This is a genomic window from Ferrigenium kumadai (assembly GCF_018324385.1).
Taxonomy (GTDB): Bacteria; Pseudomonadota; Gammaproteobacteria; order Burkholderiales; family Gallionellaceae; genus Gallionella; species Gallionella kumadai.
In genome coordinates this window covers 292,275-310,458 of the sequence record NZ_AP019536.1, presented here as the reverse complement: position 1 = coordinate 310,458, position 18,184 = coordinate 292,275, and the positions used below count along the sequence as shown (strand labels likewise).

The following is an 18,184-nucleotide window of genomic DNA, read 5'->3' as shown; positions in this document are numbered from 1 at the left end:
GCGCCCATGGCTTAGAATGGCGCATGCGCACTAAATTCACTCCCTGCCCCTGCGGCTCCCCGGACTACGCCGCCTGCTGCGGCCGCTACCACGGCGGCACGCCAGCGCCGGACGCCGAAGCATTGATGCGCTCCCGCTACAGCGCCTACGTCCTGAAACTGGAGCCCTACCTGCTCGCCACCTGGCACCCAAGCACCCGCCCCGCCGCGCTCGACCTCGCAGCCGACGACGCCAAATGGCTGGGGCTGGAAGTGAATAACCACTCACCCCAGGACGCCGAGCACGCCACGGTCGAATTCGTGGCGCGCTACAAGATCGGCGGCCGCGCCCACCGCCTGCACGAGATCAGCCGTTTCGTGCGGGAGGTTGGGCGCTGGTACTACGTGGATGGAACATTTCCCTCATAACGCTAGCAGGCTGTTGAAAAACGTAGCGAGGATGACCTGCTGCAAGGCGCACGGAACGGAGCGACGAGACATACCCATTGGGTAGGCGAGGAAGCGAGTACCGCGCAACGCCGCAGATGATCACCGCATAACCAGCGACTTGGCCGTTGTATTTTAACGGCCTAGTCGAATGGCTAGTTATTTCACCAGTAGTTTTGCAACAGCCTGCTCCCACTGGTCACCCCAGCGGTGCAACCCCAGGCCGAGCAGGATGCTGGCCGTACCCAGCCACACCTGCGGCAACACCGCCTCGTCGTTCAGCCCATGCCCCAGCAATAGCGCCAGCACCGGGGTGATCAGCGTGATCAGCGCGATGCGTCCCGCCTCCATGTGCTTGATCATGTAGTAGTACAGCGCGAAACCGAGCACCGAGCCGACCGCCCCCAGATACACCGTCGCCGCCACAGCGCGCTCGGGCAGGTCTTCCGGCAGATGACCATCCGACAGCCACCACGAGGCGAAGAACAGGGGCAGCGCCACCACCAGGCTGCCCAGCGTCGTCGCCAGCGGCGGACTGTCGTCGCCGATGCGCTTCAGCCACACCAGCCCGAGCGACTGCAACAGCACTGCAAACAGCAGCGCCGCCAGCCCGAGTCCGGCCTCTGCTCCTATGTCGAGCCCTCCGCGAAACACCAGCAGCAGGCCGATCACGCCAAGCACCATCCCCGCCAGCTTGCTGTTCGTCAGCGACTCTTCCTTCAGCCACAGCGCCGCCCCCAGGCTGGTCATCAGCGGCGACAGTCCGAACAACACGGAGATCATGCCGGAGCTGACGAACTTCGATGACCAGTACGTCAGCGCCATCGCGCCGAACATGGAGATGCCGCTGACGAGATAAGCCTGCCGCGCCCTACGGTGCAGCGGGATGCGCACGCGCAGCAGCGCCAGCAACGCGACGCACAGCAGCGCGCCGATCGCCATACGCGAGAACACCGCGAAGCTGGGGCCGACGCCCAGCGCGCTCCATTTGATGGCGAGCGGCGTGGTGGACCAGATCAGGATCACCGAAACGAATGCAGCCGGAAGCGACATGATTTTCTCCAAGGCTCTACTCATGTCGCCGCTCGCCCCGAGCCTGTCGAAGGGGAACGGCCAAAAACGAAAAGGCCACAGAGGTTGTCTGTGGCCTTTTCGGGAAGCTGCTTGCTGCGAAAACTAAGTGCTAACTCTCCGGACCACCATGCGCGAACGGCCACATCGCGCGCAGATGCGCGACCGGCAGGGCTCGTACTTTGCAAATGATGGCTGTCAGGGAATTCATGGCGGGGATTATCAGGGGCGGATTCGGCGGTGTCAATCGGATGCGGGTGTAGAATGCGCGCCTTCAGCTTGAAGTTCAGTATCGCCAGAAATCGTCATGAGCGCTCCGAATGCAAGGAGCCGCGCAACGAAGGACGAGAAAATCGACGATTTCGGTGGAGACTAACCTTCAGGTTAGGTCGAAGCCACATACCGTAATGGTAGGCGAGGACTGAGCGACAACGAAGTTGCGGTGAAGACTAACCTTCAGGTTAGGTCGAAACCAACACGCGACGCCGCAGTCGGCGCGCGCAATAGATTTATGGTGATACGCATGGCAATTCAGTGGTTTCCGGGACACATGGTCGCGGCACGCAAGAAAGCGACCGAGACGATGGAACGCGCCGATGTGGTCATCGAGGTGCTGGATGCGCGCGTGCCCGAGGCGGGCAGCAACCCGATGATCAAGGAGCTGCGCGTGCATCGCCAGCGCCCCTGCCTGAAGATACTCAACAAGACCGACCTCGCCGATCCCGTCGTCACCAAGGCCTGGCTCGACTACTACAACAGCCAGAAGGGCGTGAAGGCCGTCGCGCTGTCGTGCAAGAAGCCGGGCGACGTCGCGAAGGTGCCGGGACTGTGCCTGCAGCTCGCGCCGCATCGCGGCACGCCGCTGAAGGCATTGCGGATGATGATCATGGGCATCCCCAACGTCGGCAAGTCCACACTGATGAACGCACTGCTGAAGCGCCGCGTCGCCAATGTCGGCGACGAGCCAGCGGTCACCAAGAGCCAGCAGAGTCTCGCGCTGAACGATCACATGACGCTGATCGATACGCCCGGCATGATGTGGCCTAAGATCGAGCACGACAGCGACGGCCTGATGCTCGCGGCCAGCCATGCGATCGGCCGCAACGCCGTGATCGACGAAGAGGTCGCGACCTTCCTCGGCGACCTGCTGCTGGAACGCTACCCGGCACTGATCGCCGCCCGCTACAAGTTCGACGTGACCGGCCTCGACGGGGCATCGCTGATCGAGGCCATCGCCAAGCGGCGCGGCTACCGCCTCAAGGGCGGCGACTACGATCTGGAGAAGGCCGCGCTGACGCTGCTGCAGGACTACCGAGACGGCACGCTGGGACGCATCAGCCTGGAAACCCCGGAAACCCGCGAAGAGATGCTGAAACAATCCAACCTGACGAAGGCCGAAGCAGAAACTGCGGAGCCTCAAGTGAACGAATGAATCCAATCACATTGAACGGCGGCGAACACGCGATCCTGTTGCTGCATGGCCTGCAAAGCAGCCCTGCCGAACTGCTACCCGTAGCCAAACGGCTCAATCAGGCAGGTTATACCGTGCATATGCCGCACATCCAGGGATACGGCTTCATGCACGGCGACACTCCGCGCTCGGTCACTCATTGGCAGGACTGGCATGCAAAAGCACTGGCCGAGTTCCGCGAGCTCAAACAGAAACACGCCAGCGTGGCGGTCGGCGGCCTGTGTATCGGAGCCACACTTTCCCTGAGCATCGCCGCCGAACTGGGCGACGAAGTGAGCGCACTGGTTTTGATGGCGACGACGCTGTGGTACGACGGATGGAGCATGCCCTGGTATCGCTTCATGCGCTATGTCGGCTATTACTCGCCATTCCGCTACATCTACAGCTACCGCGAACGCGAGCCTTTCGGGTTGAAAAACGAGCAACTGCGCAAATGGATCGCGCGCGAGATGAGTCACAAGGATTCGTCCATCGTCGGCGCCAGCAAATTGAATCTGCCCGCAATCCAGGAAGCCGAGCGGATGATCCAGGTAGTCAAGCCGTTGCTGCCCAGGGTTATTGCCCCGGCGATCATCATCCACGCCGAGGAGGATGATGTCTCGTCACCGCGCAATGCGCGCTACGTTGCCGAACATATCGGCTCCAAAGCGGCAGAAACCATCCTGCTGCATAACAGCTACCACATGATCACCGTGGACAATGACCGTGAACTGGTCGCCAGCGAATCCATACGTTTTCTCAATGCGCATCTCCGCAATTAGCCACCCCCTGTGTCAACCGGATGTTCGATGAGCGCGTTATTGGCACGACACTGTTGTGTCGCTCAATCAAACAAATAAGGAGATCGTCATGAACAAATTGCTGTCTGCACTGATCGCTGCAACATTCGCAACCGTTTCCTTCTCCGCCGTTGCGGCCGATGCCGCACCAGCCTCGGCCGCCCCTAAGGCGGAAGCCGCCGCGCCCGCAAAAGCGAAAGCCGCAGCACCTGCTGCCAAGAAGCAAAAGCACGCCAGGAAGTCCCGCGCAAAACACAAAGCTGCGACAAAGTAAGTCGGCAACAAGGGCAGTGCAGAAGCAGGGGATTCCCCCTGCTTTTTTTCGCCCGGCGCAGGCTGGCTCCACTTGGTATAATGCGCCGTCAAAATACCTTACCCCAAGGCAACATGAGCTCTCTTCCAACCATACAGCAAATGATGGTCAAGCAGTTCGACCTGCAGATCGAAAACCTCACACCGGACGCCACGCTGGAAAGCCTGGGACTGGACTCCCTGTCGGTGATCGAGTTCATGTTCAATCTTGAGGACGAACTCAAGATCAAGTTGCCGGATGAGCGCGTCGAGATCAAAACACTGCAGGACGTAGTCAATCTGGTGGACAAGTTGCTTGCCGAACAAAAAGGCCCCGCTCAGTAACTTTCATGACACGCCGCGTCGTCATCACAGGATTGGGGATCATCTCCCCGGTCGGGCATTCCCCCGAACAGTTCTTTGGCAACCTGCTGGCCGGATGCTCCGGCATCAAGCGCCTGCAGAACGACTTCGTCGACCAGCTCTCCATCCGCATAGGTGCGCCGGTGGAGGATTTCAACCCGTCGGATCACTTCAGCAAGATTCAGCTCACCGGCATCGAGCGGTTCAGCCAATTCGCGCTGGTAGCGGCGGAACAGGCCGTACAGGATGCCCAGTTGGCCCTGGACGAGTCCGAACAGCAGCGTGCCGGCGTGTATATGGGATCTTGCCTGGGCGGCGCAAGCACGCTGGAAGACGGCTACGTAGAGATCTTCAAGCGCGACAATCCGCGCATCAAACCGCTTAGCGTGCTGCTCAGCATGAACAATGCAGCGGCTTCCCACCTGTCCATCAAATACCGCCTGCAGGGCCCCAACATCACCTACGCGACCGCCTGCTCATCGTCCGCGATCGCGATCGGGGAAGCCTACCGCCAGATCAAGCACGGTTATGCCGACGTGATGCTGGCCGGGGGTTCGGAAGCCATGCTGACACTCGGCGCGATGAAGGCATGGGAGGCCTTGCGGACGCTGGCGCACGAGGATCCTGACGATGCCGCCGCATCCTGCAAGCCGTTCTCGAAAAACCGCAGCGGCCTGGTATTGGGAGAAGGCGCTGCCGTGCTGGTGCTGGAAAGCGCCGAGCGCGCCATCCGGCGCGGGGCGAAGATCTATGGGGAACTGGCGGGCTACGACTGCTCGTCCGACTCCAGCCACATCACCAAGCCGGATGCCGCCGGGCAGACCCGCACCATCCTGAATGCACTGCGCGATGCGCAATTGCGGCCGCAGGACATCCACTACGTCAATGCCCACGGCACCGCCACCCTGGCCGGCGACATCGAGGAAACCAAGGCGATCAAGCAAGTGTTCGGCGACCATGCGCACAGCATCCCGGTCAGCTCGACCAAATCCATGCACGGCCACCTGATGGGGGCGACCGGCGCTGTGGAATTCATGGCTGCGGTGCTGGCCCTGCAGCATCAAGCCATTCCGCCCACCATCAACCTGCTGCAACCCGATCCCGAATGCGACCTGGATTATGTGCCGAACCAGGGCAGGACCGGAGTGCATATCGATGCGGCGATGTCCAACTCGTTCGCCTTCGGCGGCAGCAATGCCGTATTGATCGCCAAGCGTTTTGTAGCGTAAACGCAACCGCCCGCCCCGGCCATGCACCCGAAGGAATTCAACCTTTCCGCCTGGGCACTCAAATACCAGGCCGTGGTTTTCTACGCGCTGTGCACCTTGCTGCTGGCCGGCATCTTTTCCTACACGCAGCTGGCACAAAAAGAAGATCCCGACTTCGCCTTCAGAATCATGACCATCCAGTTGCAGTGGCCGGGAGCCAGCGCGCGCGAGATCGAGCAGCAGGTCACCGACCGGGTCGAAAGGAAACTGCAGGAGACTCCGTGGCTGGATAACGTAAGCAGTTACTCCAGGGCGGGCGAAGCGGTGGTTTTCGTCACGCTCAAGGACGCCATGCCGCCTGCCGAGCTGGAGCATTCGTGGAACCTTGTGCGCAAAGAGCTTTCCGACCTGCGTAAATCCCTTCCCGAAGGCGTACCCGATCCAGTCATCAACGACAACTTCGGCGAGACATACGGTTCGATCTATGCGCTGACCTCCAATACGCTCAGCAATGCCGAGCTTGCACAACAGGCCGGCAATATCCGCGACGAGTTGCTCCAGATAAAGGACGTCAGCAAGGTCCACCTGATCGGCGTCCAGCGCGAGAAGATCTATATCGAGTTTTCGAGCAGCAAGATGGCTGCGCTCGGCATCGATCCCCTCCAGGTCGCCTCCGCACTGAAAGCGCAAAACGAGATGGAGCCCGCGGGCGAGATCGTTTCCCGTTACGACATCTCGCGCTTGCGCGTGAGCGGCGATTTCAAGTCGCTGCAAAGCATCCAGGACATCGGCATCAAGTCCCGCGGGAAGATATACCGCCTCGGCGACGTGTGCCATGTCTATCGCTCGTACGCCGATCCAGCCTCGTTCAAGATGCACACGATGGGCAAAGAGGCCATCGGGCTGGCCATTTCGATGTCCGACCAGGGCAATGTCACCAAGCTGGGCAAACTCCTCGACCGCGAATTTGCGCTCATCACACAGAAGCTTCCTGCCGGCGTCGAGATATACCGGGTCAGCAACCAGCCTGCGGTGGTGGAAAAATCCATCGGCGATTTCATGCAGGCGCTGCTGGAGGCCCTCGTCATCGTGCTCGCGGTCAGCTTCCTGAGCCTCGGCCTGCGCGCCGGGCTGGTCGTCGGCCTTTCCATTCCGCTGGTACTGGCGGGAACCTTCCTGTTGATGCATCTGTTCGGCATCGATCTGCAGCGCGTCTCGCTGGGTGCGCTGATCATCGCCCTCGGCCTGCTGGTGGATGACGCGATGATCGCGGTGGAAATGATGCAGGTGAAGCTGGAGCAAGGCTGGGGCAAGCTGCGCGCCGCCACCTTTGCCTATACCAGCACGGCCTTCCCGATGCTGACCGGCACGCTCATCACGGCAGCGGCTTTCCTGCCGGTCGGGCTGGCGAAATCGTCCGCCGGCGAATACACCTTCTCCATCTGCGCCGTCGTGACCATCGCCCTGCTGGTTTCCTGGCTGGTCGCCGTGATCTTCACCCCGTTCATCGGCTATCGCCTGCTGCATGACCGCCAACAGAAGACGCCAGACGTTGATCACTATCGCGAAGGATTCTATGCGCGCTTCCGCACAATCGTGGAGTGGTGCCTGGACCACAGGAAGAGCGTGATTGCCCTCACGGTCGTCGCGTTCGTATCCGCCCTACTGGGATTCAGCAAGGTCGAGCAGGAGTTCTTTCCGCCGTCGGAGCGCCCGGAATTATTGATGGACATCTGGTTGCCGGAGGGCATGACCTTTGCCGCGACCGAAGCTTTGACCGAAGAGCTGGAAGGAAAACTGAAAGCCGATCCCGGCATCGTCAACTACACCAGCTATATCGGCGGCAGCACGCCGAGATTCTATCTGCCGCTGGACCTGCAACTTCCCAGCATCAATTTCGCACAGATGGTCATCACCACACGCGACACCGAGGCGCGCGAAGCCGTGCTGAAGCGCGTCCGCAAGATGCTCGACAAGGACTACGCGGACGCGGGCATACGCATCGCTCGACTGGAGAACGGCCCACCCGTGGGTTATCCGGTGCAATTCAGGGTGCTGGGCGACGACCCGGAAAAACTGCGTTCGATCGCGGACGAGATCGCCGGCGCCGTCAGGAAGAACAAGAACACCAAGAACGTCAGCGTCGATTCGAATGAAAAGATCCGCATCGTCAACATCGAGGTCAACCAGGATCAGGCACGGCAGTTCGGCCTATCCTCCCAAGCCATCTCGCGGAACCTGCAGGCATTGCTCTCCGGCCTGAAGATCACCAACCTGCGTGAAGGCACCCATCATATCGAGGTCATCGCGCGCACCGAGCAGGAGGAGCGCGCCAATCCGGAATACCTGAGGCGGATGAACATCTATACCGAGGACGGCAAATTCGTCCCGCTCAGCCAGATCGCCAAGGTCGGCGAAGCCACTGAAGACGGCATCATCTGGCGCAAGAACCGCCTGCCCGTGGTTACCGTGCGCGCGGATGTGCCGGACGAGGTACGTGCGCCGGATGTGAGCATGGAGATTGACCGGCGACTCGCATCCATCCGCGCGAAACTGCCGCAGGGTTACCGCATCGAAGTGGGCGGCGCCATGGAAGACAGCGGCAATGCGCAGGATTCGATCATCGAGATATTGCCGCTGATGTGCCTCATCATCGTGACCCTGCTGATACTGCAATTGAAGCGCTTCAAGCCTGTCGTGCTGGCCCTGCTGACCGCGCCGCTGGGCATCATCGGCGTGGCTGCCGCATTGCTCGCGTTCCATGTGCCGTTCGGATTCGTGGCGATGCTGGGGACGATTTCCCTCGCGGGCATGATCATGCGCAACTCGGTCATTCTGCTGGATCAGATCGCCCAGGACACCGCGGCAGGGATGCATCGCTGGGATGCCATCGTCGAATCCACCGTGCGCCGCTTCCGCCCCATCATGCTGACGGCCGCCGCCGCCATACTGGCGATGATCCCGCTGACGCGCAGCGTGTTCTGGGGCCCGATGGCGATCGTCATCATGGGCGGCCTGCTGGTCGCGACCCTGCTTACCCTCTTCTACCTTCCGGCCCTGTATGCGATCTGGTTCAAGGTCGAGCGGCCGCAAGCGGTTGACCCAAACACTACCCGATGAGCAAACTACCCCTGCCCCGCATCCTCCAATCGCAAGGCTTCGGCACCCGCAAATGGTGCCAGGAGTTGATCGCCGACGGCGAAGTCGCGATCGGCGGCGAGACCGTCGCCGACCATCGCGCAGCGTTCGAAACCGACGGTCTTGAATTCACCGTGTACGGCGAGCCCTGGCGCTACCGCGAACACATCTACATCGCGCTGAACAAACCCGCGGACTACGAATGCTCGCGCAAGCCCAGCCATCACCCCGGCGTACTGACCCTGCTGCCGGAACAGTTCCGCTTGCGCGACGTGCAGCCCGTGGGCCGCCTCGACCACGACACCACCGGCCTGTTGCTGATGTCGGACGACGGCGCGTTCATCCATGCGCAGTCCTCGCCCAAGCGCCACGTGCCCAAACTCTATGTCGCCACCACCCACGACCCGGTGACGCCGGAACTGATCGCGCAGTTGCTCGCGGGCGTGAAGCTGCACGACGAGCCCGCGCCGCTCGCGGCGGTGACCTGCCGCATGATAGACACGCACCGGATCGAGATCGTGCTGGAACAGGGAAAGTACCATCAGGTGAAACGCATGCTGGCCGCCGCAGGCAACCACTGCACGGCACTGCGCCGAACACAGATCGGCGGACTGAAACTCGACTTGCTGGATCTGGCGGAAGGCGAATGGTGCTATCTGGATGAGGCGCAGCTGGCCTTGCTGACGCCCGACAGCGGATCGAATTAACTCGTTCGAGTGACGCGCGGCAGCGGCGCCAGCGCCGACTCGACAGCCATGGGCAGCGGCGAAAGTTGCCCGCAGGCCATCGCGGCGATCGCCTCTCCCGCCAGTCCTCCGGTGAGCAGACCGCGCGTGCCGTGCGCCAGACTGCAATACAGCCCGCGCTGCACCTCACCCACCAGCGGCATCGCACCGGGCGCGGAACAGCGCACCGAAGCCCTGCCTCCCAAGCTCCCGACATCGACCTCGCCCAGCGCCTCACGCAAGGCCGGCGCGAACGATTCCAGCTTCACCAGGTTGTCCGTGTGGTCCGCGGCTCGCAACTCGAGCGACTCGTCGTTGAAGGCGTGCGTCGCGCCGGTCACATGCACTCCCTCCACCGCCGGGGCGCAGTAACCGTCGCCGCACACCACCGCATGCAGCGAGCTGCTCGACGCCGTTTTCGGCAGCAGACTGACCTGCCCGCGCACAGGCGTCAGCGGAAAGTGCGCGAACTGATCCAACGCCAGCGCCGAGTGCGCGCAGCACACCACCACCGCCGCCGCCTCGACCGCCCAGCCGGCTCCCGCTACACGCCAGCCCGCATCGGTCTGTGCCAGCGTCTCCACTGCATGATCGAAACGGCGTTCGATGCGCGCATCGTCCGCCAGGTGCGAACACAGTGCGGGCGGCACGACCCAACCGGCCCCGGGGAACCACAGTCCGCCGTGCGCCATCTCGACACCCGCGAGTTGCGATGCCTCTGCGGCATTGACGAAGCGCAGCAGGTGCGCGGGCCACTCGAGTCCGGAAAGCTTTGCGATGCGCTTCTGTTCGGCCTCGTTGCACGCCAGTTGCAGCAGGCCGCACTCGGCGCGCAGTTCACCGTCCGCCGGCAGCGCCTCGTCGAACAGCGCGAGCGCATGGCCGTAGGAAGCCAGCACGAAGCGGTGCAACTCGCTCATGCCCGCGCCGAAGCGCGCATGCAGGATGCCGCGCGGATTACCCGAGGCCGCGCTGGCCAGTTGCGGCGCGCGCTCCAGCAGCGTCACCTGCACGCCGCGCTGCGCCAAAGCATGCGCCGCCGCGCAGCCCGCGATGCCGCCGCCGATGACGATGGCGCTCTGCGGTGCACGCCCTCTTGCCTCTTCGGAAGAAGAACATGCAATTCGGCCGCACACCATCTCGCGCTTGCGTCCGAAGCCCGGCACGCGTTCCACTTCGAACCCGGCCTGCTGCAGACCGCGACGCACCCAACCCGCGCTGGTGTAGGTCGCCAGCGTCGCGCCGGCACGCGACGCGCGCTCCAGTTGCGCCAGCACCGGCCCGCTCCACATCTCGGGGTTCTTCGCGGGGGAGAAACCGTCGAGGAACCACGCATCCACCTCGCCATCCTTCAGTTGCGGCAGCACCTCGGCGACATCGCCGATCGCCAGCGTCAGGCGCACACGCCCGAACGACCAGCGGTTCCAGCCCGGCACGCGCCGCCTCCAGCGCGCCAGCAGCGTGTCCGCGAACGGCTTCATTTGCGGCCACAGCCCCAATGCGGCGCGCAGCTCGTCATCGTCCAGCGGAAATTTTTCGAAGCTGAAGAAATCCAGGCTAGTACCCGACGGTGCGACCTGCTCGAACAACTGCCACGCGCACAGGAAATTCAGTCCGGTGCCGAAGCCCGTCTCGCCGATGGTGAAGCTTTCTCCATCGCGCAATGCGGCGAAACGCTCCGCCAAGTTGTTGCCTTGCAGAAACACGTGGTTCGTCTCCTCGAGGCCGGAGTCGGCGGAGAAGTACACATCGCCGAAGTGCGATGAGAAAGGCAGGCCGTCTTGCCAGGCTAGCGTCATGGGTTAATGCGGGAGTATCAAAAAATGAGCGGCGAAGTCTAGCAGACCGGCCGATATGAGGCACGACGAGCCATTTCCTGACACAATGCGAGCTGGCCGTTTCCGGCATGACGAGTAAAGCGCCGATGTGCGCGCCGTCATGCTTTCCGCATCCACTCTTACAACCGCCCTGACATGCAACCGTACGGCTACACCCTGACCATTTTTCCATTGGCGCGCTTGCAGCGATGAGCGACTACCCTGTCATTCACTGGAATGAAAAGGGCGAAGAAAAAACCGCCCGCTGGCGCTCGGAAAGCGGCACGCCGCCGCCCAAACGCGTAATGATCGCCGACGACCGTATGACCGCCGATGCCGCCTACCGCCTGGCTTGCGAGGGCACCGCGCTGCTGTGGCGCGGCGACTTCCACAACGCGCGCCAGTTGCTGCAGGCCATGGCGCGGCGCGCTGCCGAAAAGCCGCGCAAGCAAAAAGCCAAGAAGACTCCTGCCACGCCCGCCCAGGCCTTCCACCTGCACCGCATGGCGCAATCGCAACGGGCACGCACGCTGGGCATGTTGCTGCTGCCGTTCGATGCGGACCACAGCATTCCCTTGCGCCGCGCGCCCGATGTAAGCCAGGCATGCACCGACGCCTACGGAGGCGCAACGGAACCCTACGTGGCATCGCTGCGCGAACTGCAGGGACTGATAGGCGCCTACGAGTGGCGCAAGAACGGCGTGGAGATTCCCGCGCTGGGCGCGCGCATCCATCCACATTACGGCGTGTTCGCACCGACGCGTGGCGAGTATGTCGACCTGGTGAACGAGGCGCCCTTGCCCGCGCTGACCGCGACCCGCTCGATAGCCTTCGACATCGGCACGGGCACCGGCGTGCTATCCGCGGTGCTGGCGCGCCGCGGCATCCAGCGCATCATCGCCACCGACCAGGACCGACGCGCCCTGGACTGCGCGCGCGAGAACCTGGCGCGGCTGGGACTCACCGCTCAGGTCGAGGTGGTGCAGGCCGACCTCTTCCCTGAAGGGCGCGCCGCGCTGGTCGTATGCAATCCGCCGTGGGTCCCCGCGCGCCCAAGTTCGCCGCTCGAACACGCCGTGTTCGATCCGGACAGCCGCATGCTGCTGGGATTCCTGAACGGGCTGGCCGCGCACCTGGAGCCGGGGGGCGAAGGCTGGCTGATCATCTCCGACCTGGCCGAGCATCTGGGGCTGCGCACGCGCGCCGAGTTGCTTGCCGCCATCGATGCGGCGGGACTGGAGGTCGCGGGCAGGCTGGACGTGAAACCGCACCATCCCCGCGTCTCCGACACCAGCGACCCGCTGCACGCAGCCCGTGCGGCGGAGATCACCTCGTTGTGGCGACTGACGGCAAAACGGGACTGATTCGGAGACCGCGTCTCAACTCTTGAAGCTAACCACTCGATTGCGGCCATTCTCCTTCGCGGCATAGAGCGCGGCGTCCGCCTCCATGATGAGGTCTTTCAGATCCTTCACGCTATGAGCCGGGCAATGCGCGACCCCGATGCTTACCGTGACCTGAAGCTCCCCGTGTTCGATGGCGACCGGCCTGTAAGCGACGACTTCCCGCAAGGACTCGGCCAGCGTCAGCGCGCCCTCGGTGTCGGAATCCAGCGCAATCACGCAGAATTCCTCGCCGCCGTAACGCCCCAGCATGTCGCAATGACGCAACCGCCCCGCCAGCAGCCGGGCCACCTGGCGCAGTACCGTGTCGCCCGCCATGTGTCCATGGGTATCGTTGATGAGCTTGAAGTGATCCACGTCGATCATCAGCAACGCCAGGGGCGAACCGTCGCGCCGGGCCACCACGTGCTCAGCCATTTCCATCAACGCGCGCCGGTTGGGCACGCCGGTGAGGCTATCGGTCATCGCCAGCTGCATGATTTCGCGATCCGTGCGCTCCTTGACCATCAGCACGAAACCGATGGAGCCCAGCAGCGCCGTCGCCATGATGGCGATGTAGGAAACGATCTGCACCGGATGCGGCGCAATGGCATTCTGCGGCTGCGCGAACTCTCCCCAGCCCGACAGCGCGGCCGCAGCGCGCAGCCCCAGCACCAGGAGGATGGCGGCGATGCCGCCGAACAACAGCCGCCAGGCCCGCCCTGTGCGGGTCTCGGCATCCGTCAGCAGGATGCGGGCGATCAGCACGACCTGGAAGCCGAAGATCAGGCCGCCCCAAATGAAGCGGCTGCGTATGTCGTCCGCGAACACCGCCGCCATCAGCAGTGCCAGCGCGACCGGCACGACATACTGCCAACGCGGCACCGAGCGCCGCTGGAATTCGCAGACGGCCGCCAGGATCAACGCATGCGCGCCGGCCTTGAGCCCGTTGGCGGCGATGAGGGAAAGCGCATCGGGGATAAGTCCGCGTCCCGCGACAAGCAGCCAGGTCAGGGTCTCGAGCACCATCGCCAGCGCCCAGAGCCCCAAGCCGTCCCGCCGCTTGCCGTTGCCGCTGGCAGCGACGAACAGGCACAACACCGTCAGGGCGTTGGCCAGGATCAGGGAAAACAGTAGGGTACGAGGGTCAAGGTTCATGGCGTCACGGGATATGCGGGGGGCCGTCACGGGACGGCATCAAAAAGCTCGATGGGAGCGTAGCTCCATGCGCCATTGTCACCCGACAGGCGGCGATGCCCGCCGGGCGCAACAGACAGGGTTACTTGACGGCCGTGGCGTCAGCTTCGCATTTCTTCACGAAGCTGTTCTTCGCCGCGCCGGCGAGCTTCTTCTCGGCGGCCTTGGCATCGCACGATGCGGAGCCTGCCGCAGCCTTGGCATCTGCTTCACACTTCTTCAGGAAGCTGTTCTTCGCGGCGCCCGCGAGCTTCTTCTCTGCCGCCTTGGCATCGCAGGAAGGCGCTTCCGCAGCCGGAGCAGCAGCCTTGGCATCCGCCTCGCATTTCTTTACGAAGCTGTTTTTCGCAGCCCCCGCCAGTTTCTTCTCGGCAGCCTTGGCTTCGCAGCCAGCCTCGGCAAATGCCACGTTGGCTGAAAAAAGCGCAATGAGAGCGGCGATGATCAGTTTATGCACAGAAGTTCTCCTTAATTTGGTGGTTAAAAAAACAAACTACTGCTTCTTCAAGTCGTGCCTCAGTGTTCCCGCCGCCATATCAGCGCACCGTCTTTCCACACTTCCTTGACGCGGTGGTAAGGCACGCTGTGCACTATACCTTCTTCGTCCGTCACCTCGAAGCAGGAATGGCTGCCCGCTTCCGGGCGCATCTCATGGAGCGACACATACACCAGCCCGTCGCGCAGGTGGTCGAGGTAACCGATCCTGAATTCGCCGCGTCCGAACTCCGGGTCCCAGTAGATGCGGCTCAGCAACTCGTGCAGTGGAATCATGGGGACTCCTCGCATTCGACAGACGCATCATGCGTCGGAGCGAAGCGAACAATCAATACAGCCGAAACCGGAGGCGCCTCAACCGATCCCGCGCCCCCCAATCACGGCTCTAAACTTTTGCGAGCTCCTGCAACACCGCCTTGAGCAACTGCCAGCAGCGCGCGACCGACTCGATCTCCACCTTCTCGCCGGGCGCATGCGCGCCGCGGATGTCGGGGCCGAAGGAGATCATGTCCAGATGCGGATGGCTCGCGGCGAGCAGGCCGCATTCCAGCCCCGCGTGGATCACCTGCAATCCAGCAGGCTGGCCGAACTGCGCCGTGTACACGCGCTGGCACAGCGCCAGTAACCGGGAAGAAGGGTTCGGCGTCCAGCCCGGATATGCCCCGTCCTTCCATGCCTGTAATCCATAGGATGCAGCATGCGCGGCCAGCTTATCGGCCAGCGCATCGGCGCGCGCATCGTGCAGCGAGCGCACCTTGAACGTCGCTTTGAATGCACCCTTTTCAAAGGCGACCACGCCGAGGTTGCTGGAGGTGTCCGTCACGCCCGGGAAGTCCTCACTGACGCGCGAGACACCGCTCGCGGCAGTGTCGAGAAAGGCGAGCAGGCGTTCCTGCTCTGTGGGCGAAACGGACATGCCGGGCGGCGTGTCGTCATGCCGGCAGACGAACGACACGTTCGCGTCGGACCCCGCATAGCGTTGCTTCCATGACTCATGCCGATGCTGCACCCACTCATCGAGGCTCGCAGCAATGACGGCAGGCAGCGCGCACACCGCATACGCCTCGCGCGGGATCGCATTGCGCGCCGTCCCGCCCTTCATTTCGACCAGGCGCAGGTCGGTGTGCGAGGACAGGTCGTGCAGTGCCTCCGCCAGCAGCTTGATCGCATTGCCGCGCACGAGATGGATGTCGATGCCGGAGTGGCCGCCGCGCAGACCGGAGACTTCGAAGCGCACCAGCGCATAGTCCGCCGGCACGTTATCCCGTGCGCAATCGTGGCGCACCTCCACATCCACGCCGCCCGCGCAGCCCAGATAGAAATGACCCCATTCCTCGGTGTCGAGGTTGATCAGCGTCTTGCCCTGCAAGGTGCCGGGGGCCAGGCCGCGCGCGCCGTCCATGCCGGACTCCTCGTTGACGGTGAGCAGCACCTCCAGCGGCGGATGGGCCAGGCCAGGCTCTTCCAGCACGGCCAGCGCGAGCGCGACGCCGATGCCATTGTCCGCGCCCAGCGTGGTGCCCTCCGCCACCACCCAGCCGTCTCGCACCACCGCATCGATAGCGTCGCGCTCGAAGTCATGCACGGTTCCCGCGTTGGCCTGGCACACCATGTCGAGATGTCCCTGCAGGACCACGCCTGGCATGGACTCGCCGCCCGGGCTGGCCGGCTTCTTCAGGATCAGGTTGCCCGCGCCGTCGATGAATGACTCGATGCCGTGAGCATTGGCCCAGGCGATCAGGTGTTCGATCAGCGCGGCCTCGTGATACGAAGGACGCGGGATAGCGCACAGCGTGGCGAAATGCGCCCAGACGGAGGATGGTTGGAGATTGTTCAGATCAGTGTTTGTTGTCATCGAAGTGTTCTTGCAGTGATAGCGCTCGGCGCGATTCTATCCCACCGTCAGGAATGCAACTCCATCAGGTGTTCCCTGTATTTCTCCCGACCATTGCCGCCGGTATGATGAGCCTTGCAGTTTGGTATTGCTCCTCCCATCACACACCAAGGAGAGACATTGTGAACCCAGGCTCTTACCGCATGCATATCCTCGCCGCAGTGGCTTTCGGCACCTTCCTCTCGTGCTTTGCCGGCCTGGCCGCCGCCGCGACTCCCGAAGAGAAGAGAGCAGACATACAGAGGATGCGCAGCGACACGCTGACGAAGCTGTACGAGATACACCCGCTGGCCAAGAGTGCCATCCAGCAGTCGGTCGGTTATGCCGTATTCAGCAACGTCGGCGTCAACGTGCTCTTCATTTCGGTGGCGGGCGGCTCCGGAATCGCGCATGACAACCACACCGGCAAGGACACTTACATGAACATGATCTCGGGCGGATTGGGGCTCGGGCTGGGCGTGAAGGACTTCCGCGGCGTCTTCGTGTTCACGACCGAGAAAGCCTTCCGGCAATTCGTCGAGAGCGGATGGGATGCCGATGTGCAGGCGGATGCCGCCGCCAAGGCGGGCACCAAGGGCGGGGCCTTTGCGGGCGCGATCACCGTCGCACCCGGCGTGGAGCTCTATCAGCTCACCGAGACCGGGCTCGCGCTGCAGGCCACGATCCAGGGCACCAAGTATTTCAAGGACAAAGAGCTGAATACCAAGTGATGCCGGTCATCAGCCAAGGCCGGACTTGATCTTCCGAATACACATCGGGCCAGCCCCTTCAACTGCCCCCGGAATCTCATCAAAGGAGGATGCCGTGAAACACAACAGTGCATTACCGGGCATGTCCTTAAGCAGCATCGATCAGAATGCGGTCCCGGTGCTCAAGACGGTGGGCTGGACCATTGCTCTCTGGTTCACCGCCGCGTTCACCGGCGGCTTGATGGATGCTTTCAACCAACCCGACGTGCCGCCTGCCCCCTTGGGATTTTTTCTGCTCGTTCCGACCGGAGGTTTCATCATCGCCTATGCGGTGAGCCCGCGTCTGCGGCAAGCCCTCGGTCAGATCCCGCTCTGGCTGATCACCATCGCCCACGTATGGCGCCTTGTCGGTCTTGGCTTCGTGATGGGAACGATCATGCACATCTTGCCGCCCCAGTTCGGCTATCCGGAAGGCCTGGGCGATTTCATCGCCGCGGTTCTCTGTGTACCGTTGGCATTGGCGCTGCGCAGGAACCGTCACTCGCCCAGACTGCGCGCGGCATTCGTGGCATGGAACGTGTTCGGACTCATCGATCTGGTGTCGGCAATCACGATGGGCATCCTGTACTCCAACGGCCCCCTTGGCGTATTGAGGAGCGATATTTCCACCGCACCGATGGTCACGTTTCCAGTACACCTCATCCCCACGTTCTTCGTGCCGCTCTTCATCCTGTTGCACCTGCTGTCATTAAAGAGGAGCAGGGAGCTGACGAACGCATGAGCTGAAGCGCCCCGAAAAAGGAAAGGCGTCGGTCCGATTGTTCTGCTAGATGCTTGGCGATGCCCTGTCGCTGTTATCAATCAGGCGGGCGATCTTCCAGGCGCCATGCTCACGCCTGACGATGAAGACAGCCTTCCCCTCTTCCTCTCGCGGCGCTCCTCCGGCCTTCGGCGTCGCAGTCTGCGCGTAGGTACACCAGAAATATCCCAGGTCGCCGGATACCTCGACATCCATCACCGTGGGTTCGCTCTTGATGGCGTATTCCTTGAACATCGACTGATAAAGCGGGCGAATGGCGTCCTTGCCAAACACCGTCGGCTGGCCCCAGGGCATCAGCACCGGCTCATCCGCATACAGGGCAAGGAGAGCGTCGGCATCCCCCGCAATCCATCCGGAACGCCAATCTTCCGCGAGCTGCTTGATCTCATCTATGTCCCCGTTTTGCCCGCTCATAGTGA

General features: G+C 62.7%; 18 protein-coding genes. 11 read left to right on the top strand and 7 right to left on the bottom strand.

Translation table 11 applies throughout. The annotated features are described in order from the left end of the window. Positions 1-23 precede the first annotated feature (23 nt). On the top strand, positions 24-407 hold the full coding sequence (locus tag FGKAn22_RS01380; protein WP_212786208.1) for a YchJ family protein: 384 nt from the start codon (positions 24-26) through the stop codon (positions 405-407). Positions 408-584: 177 nt separating this feature from the next. On the opposite strand, the gene FGKAn22_RS01375 is transcribed toward FGKAn22_RS01380, so the two are convergent. Further along, positions 585-1,478, bottom strand: a complete 894-nt coding sequence (locus tag FGKAn22_RS01375; protein ID WP_212786207.1) for a DMT family transporter — start codon at positions 1,476-1,478, stop codon at positions 585-587. Between the two features lie 541 nt (positions 1,479-2,019). Between FGKAn22_RS01375 and ylqF the strand changes: the two genes are divergently transcribed. The 7 genes from ylqF to FGKAn22_RS01340 all read left to right on the top strand — a co-directional run bounded on the left by ylqF (position 2,020) and on the right by FGKAn22_RS01340 (position 9,453). After that, positions 2,020-2,928: a ribosome biogenesis GTPase YlqF gene (gene ylqF / locus FGKAn22_RS01370; protein WP_212786206.1), complete on the top strand. Its 909-nt coding sequence runs from the start codon at positions 2,020-2,022 to the stop codon at positions 2,926-2,928. Next, positions 2,925-3,728: an alpha/beta hydrolase gene (locus tag FGKAn22_RS01365; protein ID WP_212786205.1), complete on the top strand. Its 804-nt coding sequence runs from the start codon at positions 2,925-2,927 to the stop codon at positions 3,726-3,728. Before ylqF ends, FGKAn22_RS01365 begins: the two co-directional genes overlap by 4 nt. A 55-nt stretch (positions 3,729-3,783) precedes the next feature. After that, a complete protein-coding gene (locus FGKAn22_RS01360) occupies positions 3,784-4,020 on the top strand; it encodes a hypothetical protein (protein WP_246487431.1) in 237 nt (78 codons plus the stop codon). A gap of 113 nt (positions 4,021-4,133) precedes the next feature. Further along, positions 4,134-4,382, top strand: a complete 249-nt coding sequence (locus tag FGKAn22_RS01355; protein WP_212786204.1) for an acyl carrier protein — start codon at positions 4,134-4,136, stop codon at positions 4,380-4,382. Positions 4,383-4,387: 5 nt separating this feature from the next. After that, entirely contained in the window at positions 4,388-5,629 is a 1,242-nt protein-coding gene (locus FGKAn22_RS01350; protein WP_212786203.1) for a beta-ketoacyl-[acyl-carrier-protein] synthase family protein, read from the top strand. 21 nt (positions 5,630-5,650) lie between these two features. Beyond that, a complete protein-coding gene (locus FGKAn22_RS01345) occupies positions 5,651-8,728 on the top strand; it encodes an efflux RND transporter permease subunit (protein ID WP_212786202.1) in 3,078 nt (1,025 codons plus the stop codon). Then, positions 8,725-9,453, top strand: coding sequence for a pseudouridine synthase (locus tag FGKAn22_RS01340; RefSeq protein ID WP_212786201.1), 729 nt, complete (start codon positions 8,725-8,727; stop codon positions 9,451-9,453). Before FGKAn22_RS01345 ends, FGKAn22_RS01340 begins: the two co-directional genes overlap by 4 nt. Here FGKAn22_RS01340 and mnmC read toward each other — a convergent pair. Then, positions 9,450-11,270 (bottom strand): bifunctional tRNA (5-methylaminomethyl-2-thiouridine)(34)-methyltransferase MnmC2/FAD-dependent 5-carboxymethylaminomethyl-2-thiouridine(34) oxidoreductase MnmC1, encoded by a 1,821-nt coding sequence (gene mnmC / locus FGKAn22_RS01335; protein ID WP_212786200.1) that lies wholly within the window; start codon positions 11,268-11,270, stop codon positions 9,450-9,452. The genes FGKAn22_RS01340 and mnmC overlap by 4 nt on opposite strands. 227 nt (positions 11,271-11,497) lie before the next feature. Between mnmC and FGKAn22_RS01330 the strand changes: the two genes are divergently transcribed. Next, positions 11,498-12,652: a methyltransferase gene (locus FGKAn22_RS01330; RefSeq protein ID WP_212786199.1), complete on the top strand. Its 1,155-nt coding sequence runs from the start codon at positions 11,498-11,500 to the stop codon at positions 12,650-12,652. Between the two features lie 15 nt (positions 12,653-12,667). On the opposite strand, the gene FGKAn22_RS01325 is transcribed toward FGKAn22_RS01330, so the two are convergent. The 4 genes from FGKAn22_RS01325 to FGKAn22_RS01310 form a co-directional block, all read right to left on the bottom strand. After that, on the bottom strand, positions 12,668-13,828 hold the full coding sequence (locus FGKAn22_RS01325; RefSeq protein WP_212786198.1) for a GGDEF domain-containing protein: 1,161 nt from the start codon (positions 13,826-13,828) through the stop codon (positions 12,668-12,670). Between the two features lie 121 nt (positions 13,829-13,949). Then, positions 13,950-14,324 carry a hypothetical protein gene (locus tag FGKAn22_RS01320; RefSeq protein WP_212786197.1) on the bottom strand — a complete coding sequence of 125 codons (375 nt, stop codon included), beginning with the start codon at positions 14,322-14,324 and terminating at the stop codon, positions 13,950-13,952. 59 nt (positions 14,325-14,383) lie between these two features. Next, a complete protein-coding gene (locus FGKAn22_RS01315) occupies positions 14,384-14,638 on the bottom strand; it encodes a DUF504 domain-containing protein (protein ID WP_212786196.1) in 255 nt (84 codons plus the stop codon). A gap of 109 nt (positions 14,639-14,747) precedes the next feature. Further along, positions 14,748-16,217: an aminoacyl-histidine dipeptidase gene (locus tag FGKAn22_RS01310; RefSeq protein ID WP_212786195.1), complete on the bottom strand. Its 1,470-nt coding sequence runs from the start codon at positions 16,215-16,217 to the stop codon at positions 14,748-14,750. Between the two features lie 161 nt (positions 16,218-16,378). On the opposite strand from FGKAn22_RS01310, the gene FGKAn22_RS01305 reads away from it, so the two are divergent. Beyond that, complete coding sequence (locus FGKAn22_RS01305; protein ID WP_212786194.1) at positions 16,379-16,966, top strand: lipid-binding SYLF domain-containing protein; 588 nt, start codon at positions 16,379-16,381, stop codon at positions 16,964-16,966. A 94-nt stretch (positions 16,967-17,060) separates the two neighbouring features. Further along, positions 17,061-17,726 (top strand): hypothetical protein, encoded by a 666-nt coding sequence (locus FGKAn22_RS01300; protein WP_212786193.1) that lies wholly within the window; start codon positions 17,061-17,063, stop codon positions 17,724-17,726. Positions 17,727-17,771: 45 nt separating this feature from the next. Here FGKAn22_RS01300 and FGKAn22_RS01295 read toward each other — a convergent pair whose 3' ends face one another. Next, positions 17,772-18,179: a YybH family protein gene (locus FGKAn22_RS01295; RefSeq protein WP_212786192.1), complete on the bottom strand. Its 408-nt coding sequence runs from the start codon at positions 18,177-18,179 to the stop codon at positions 17,772-17,774. Between the last annotated feature and the right edge of the window lie 5 nt (positions 18,180-18,184).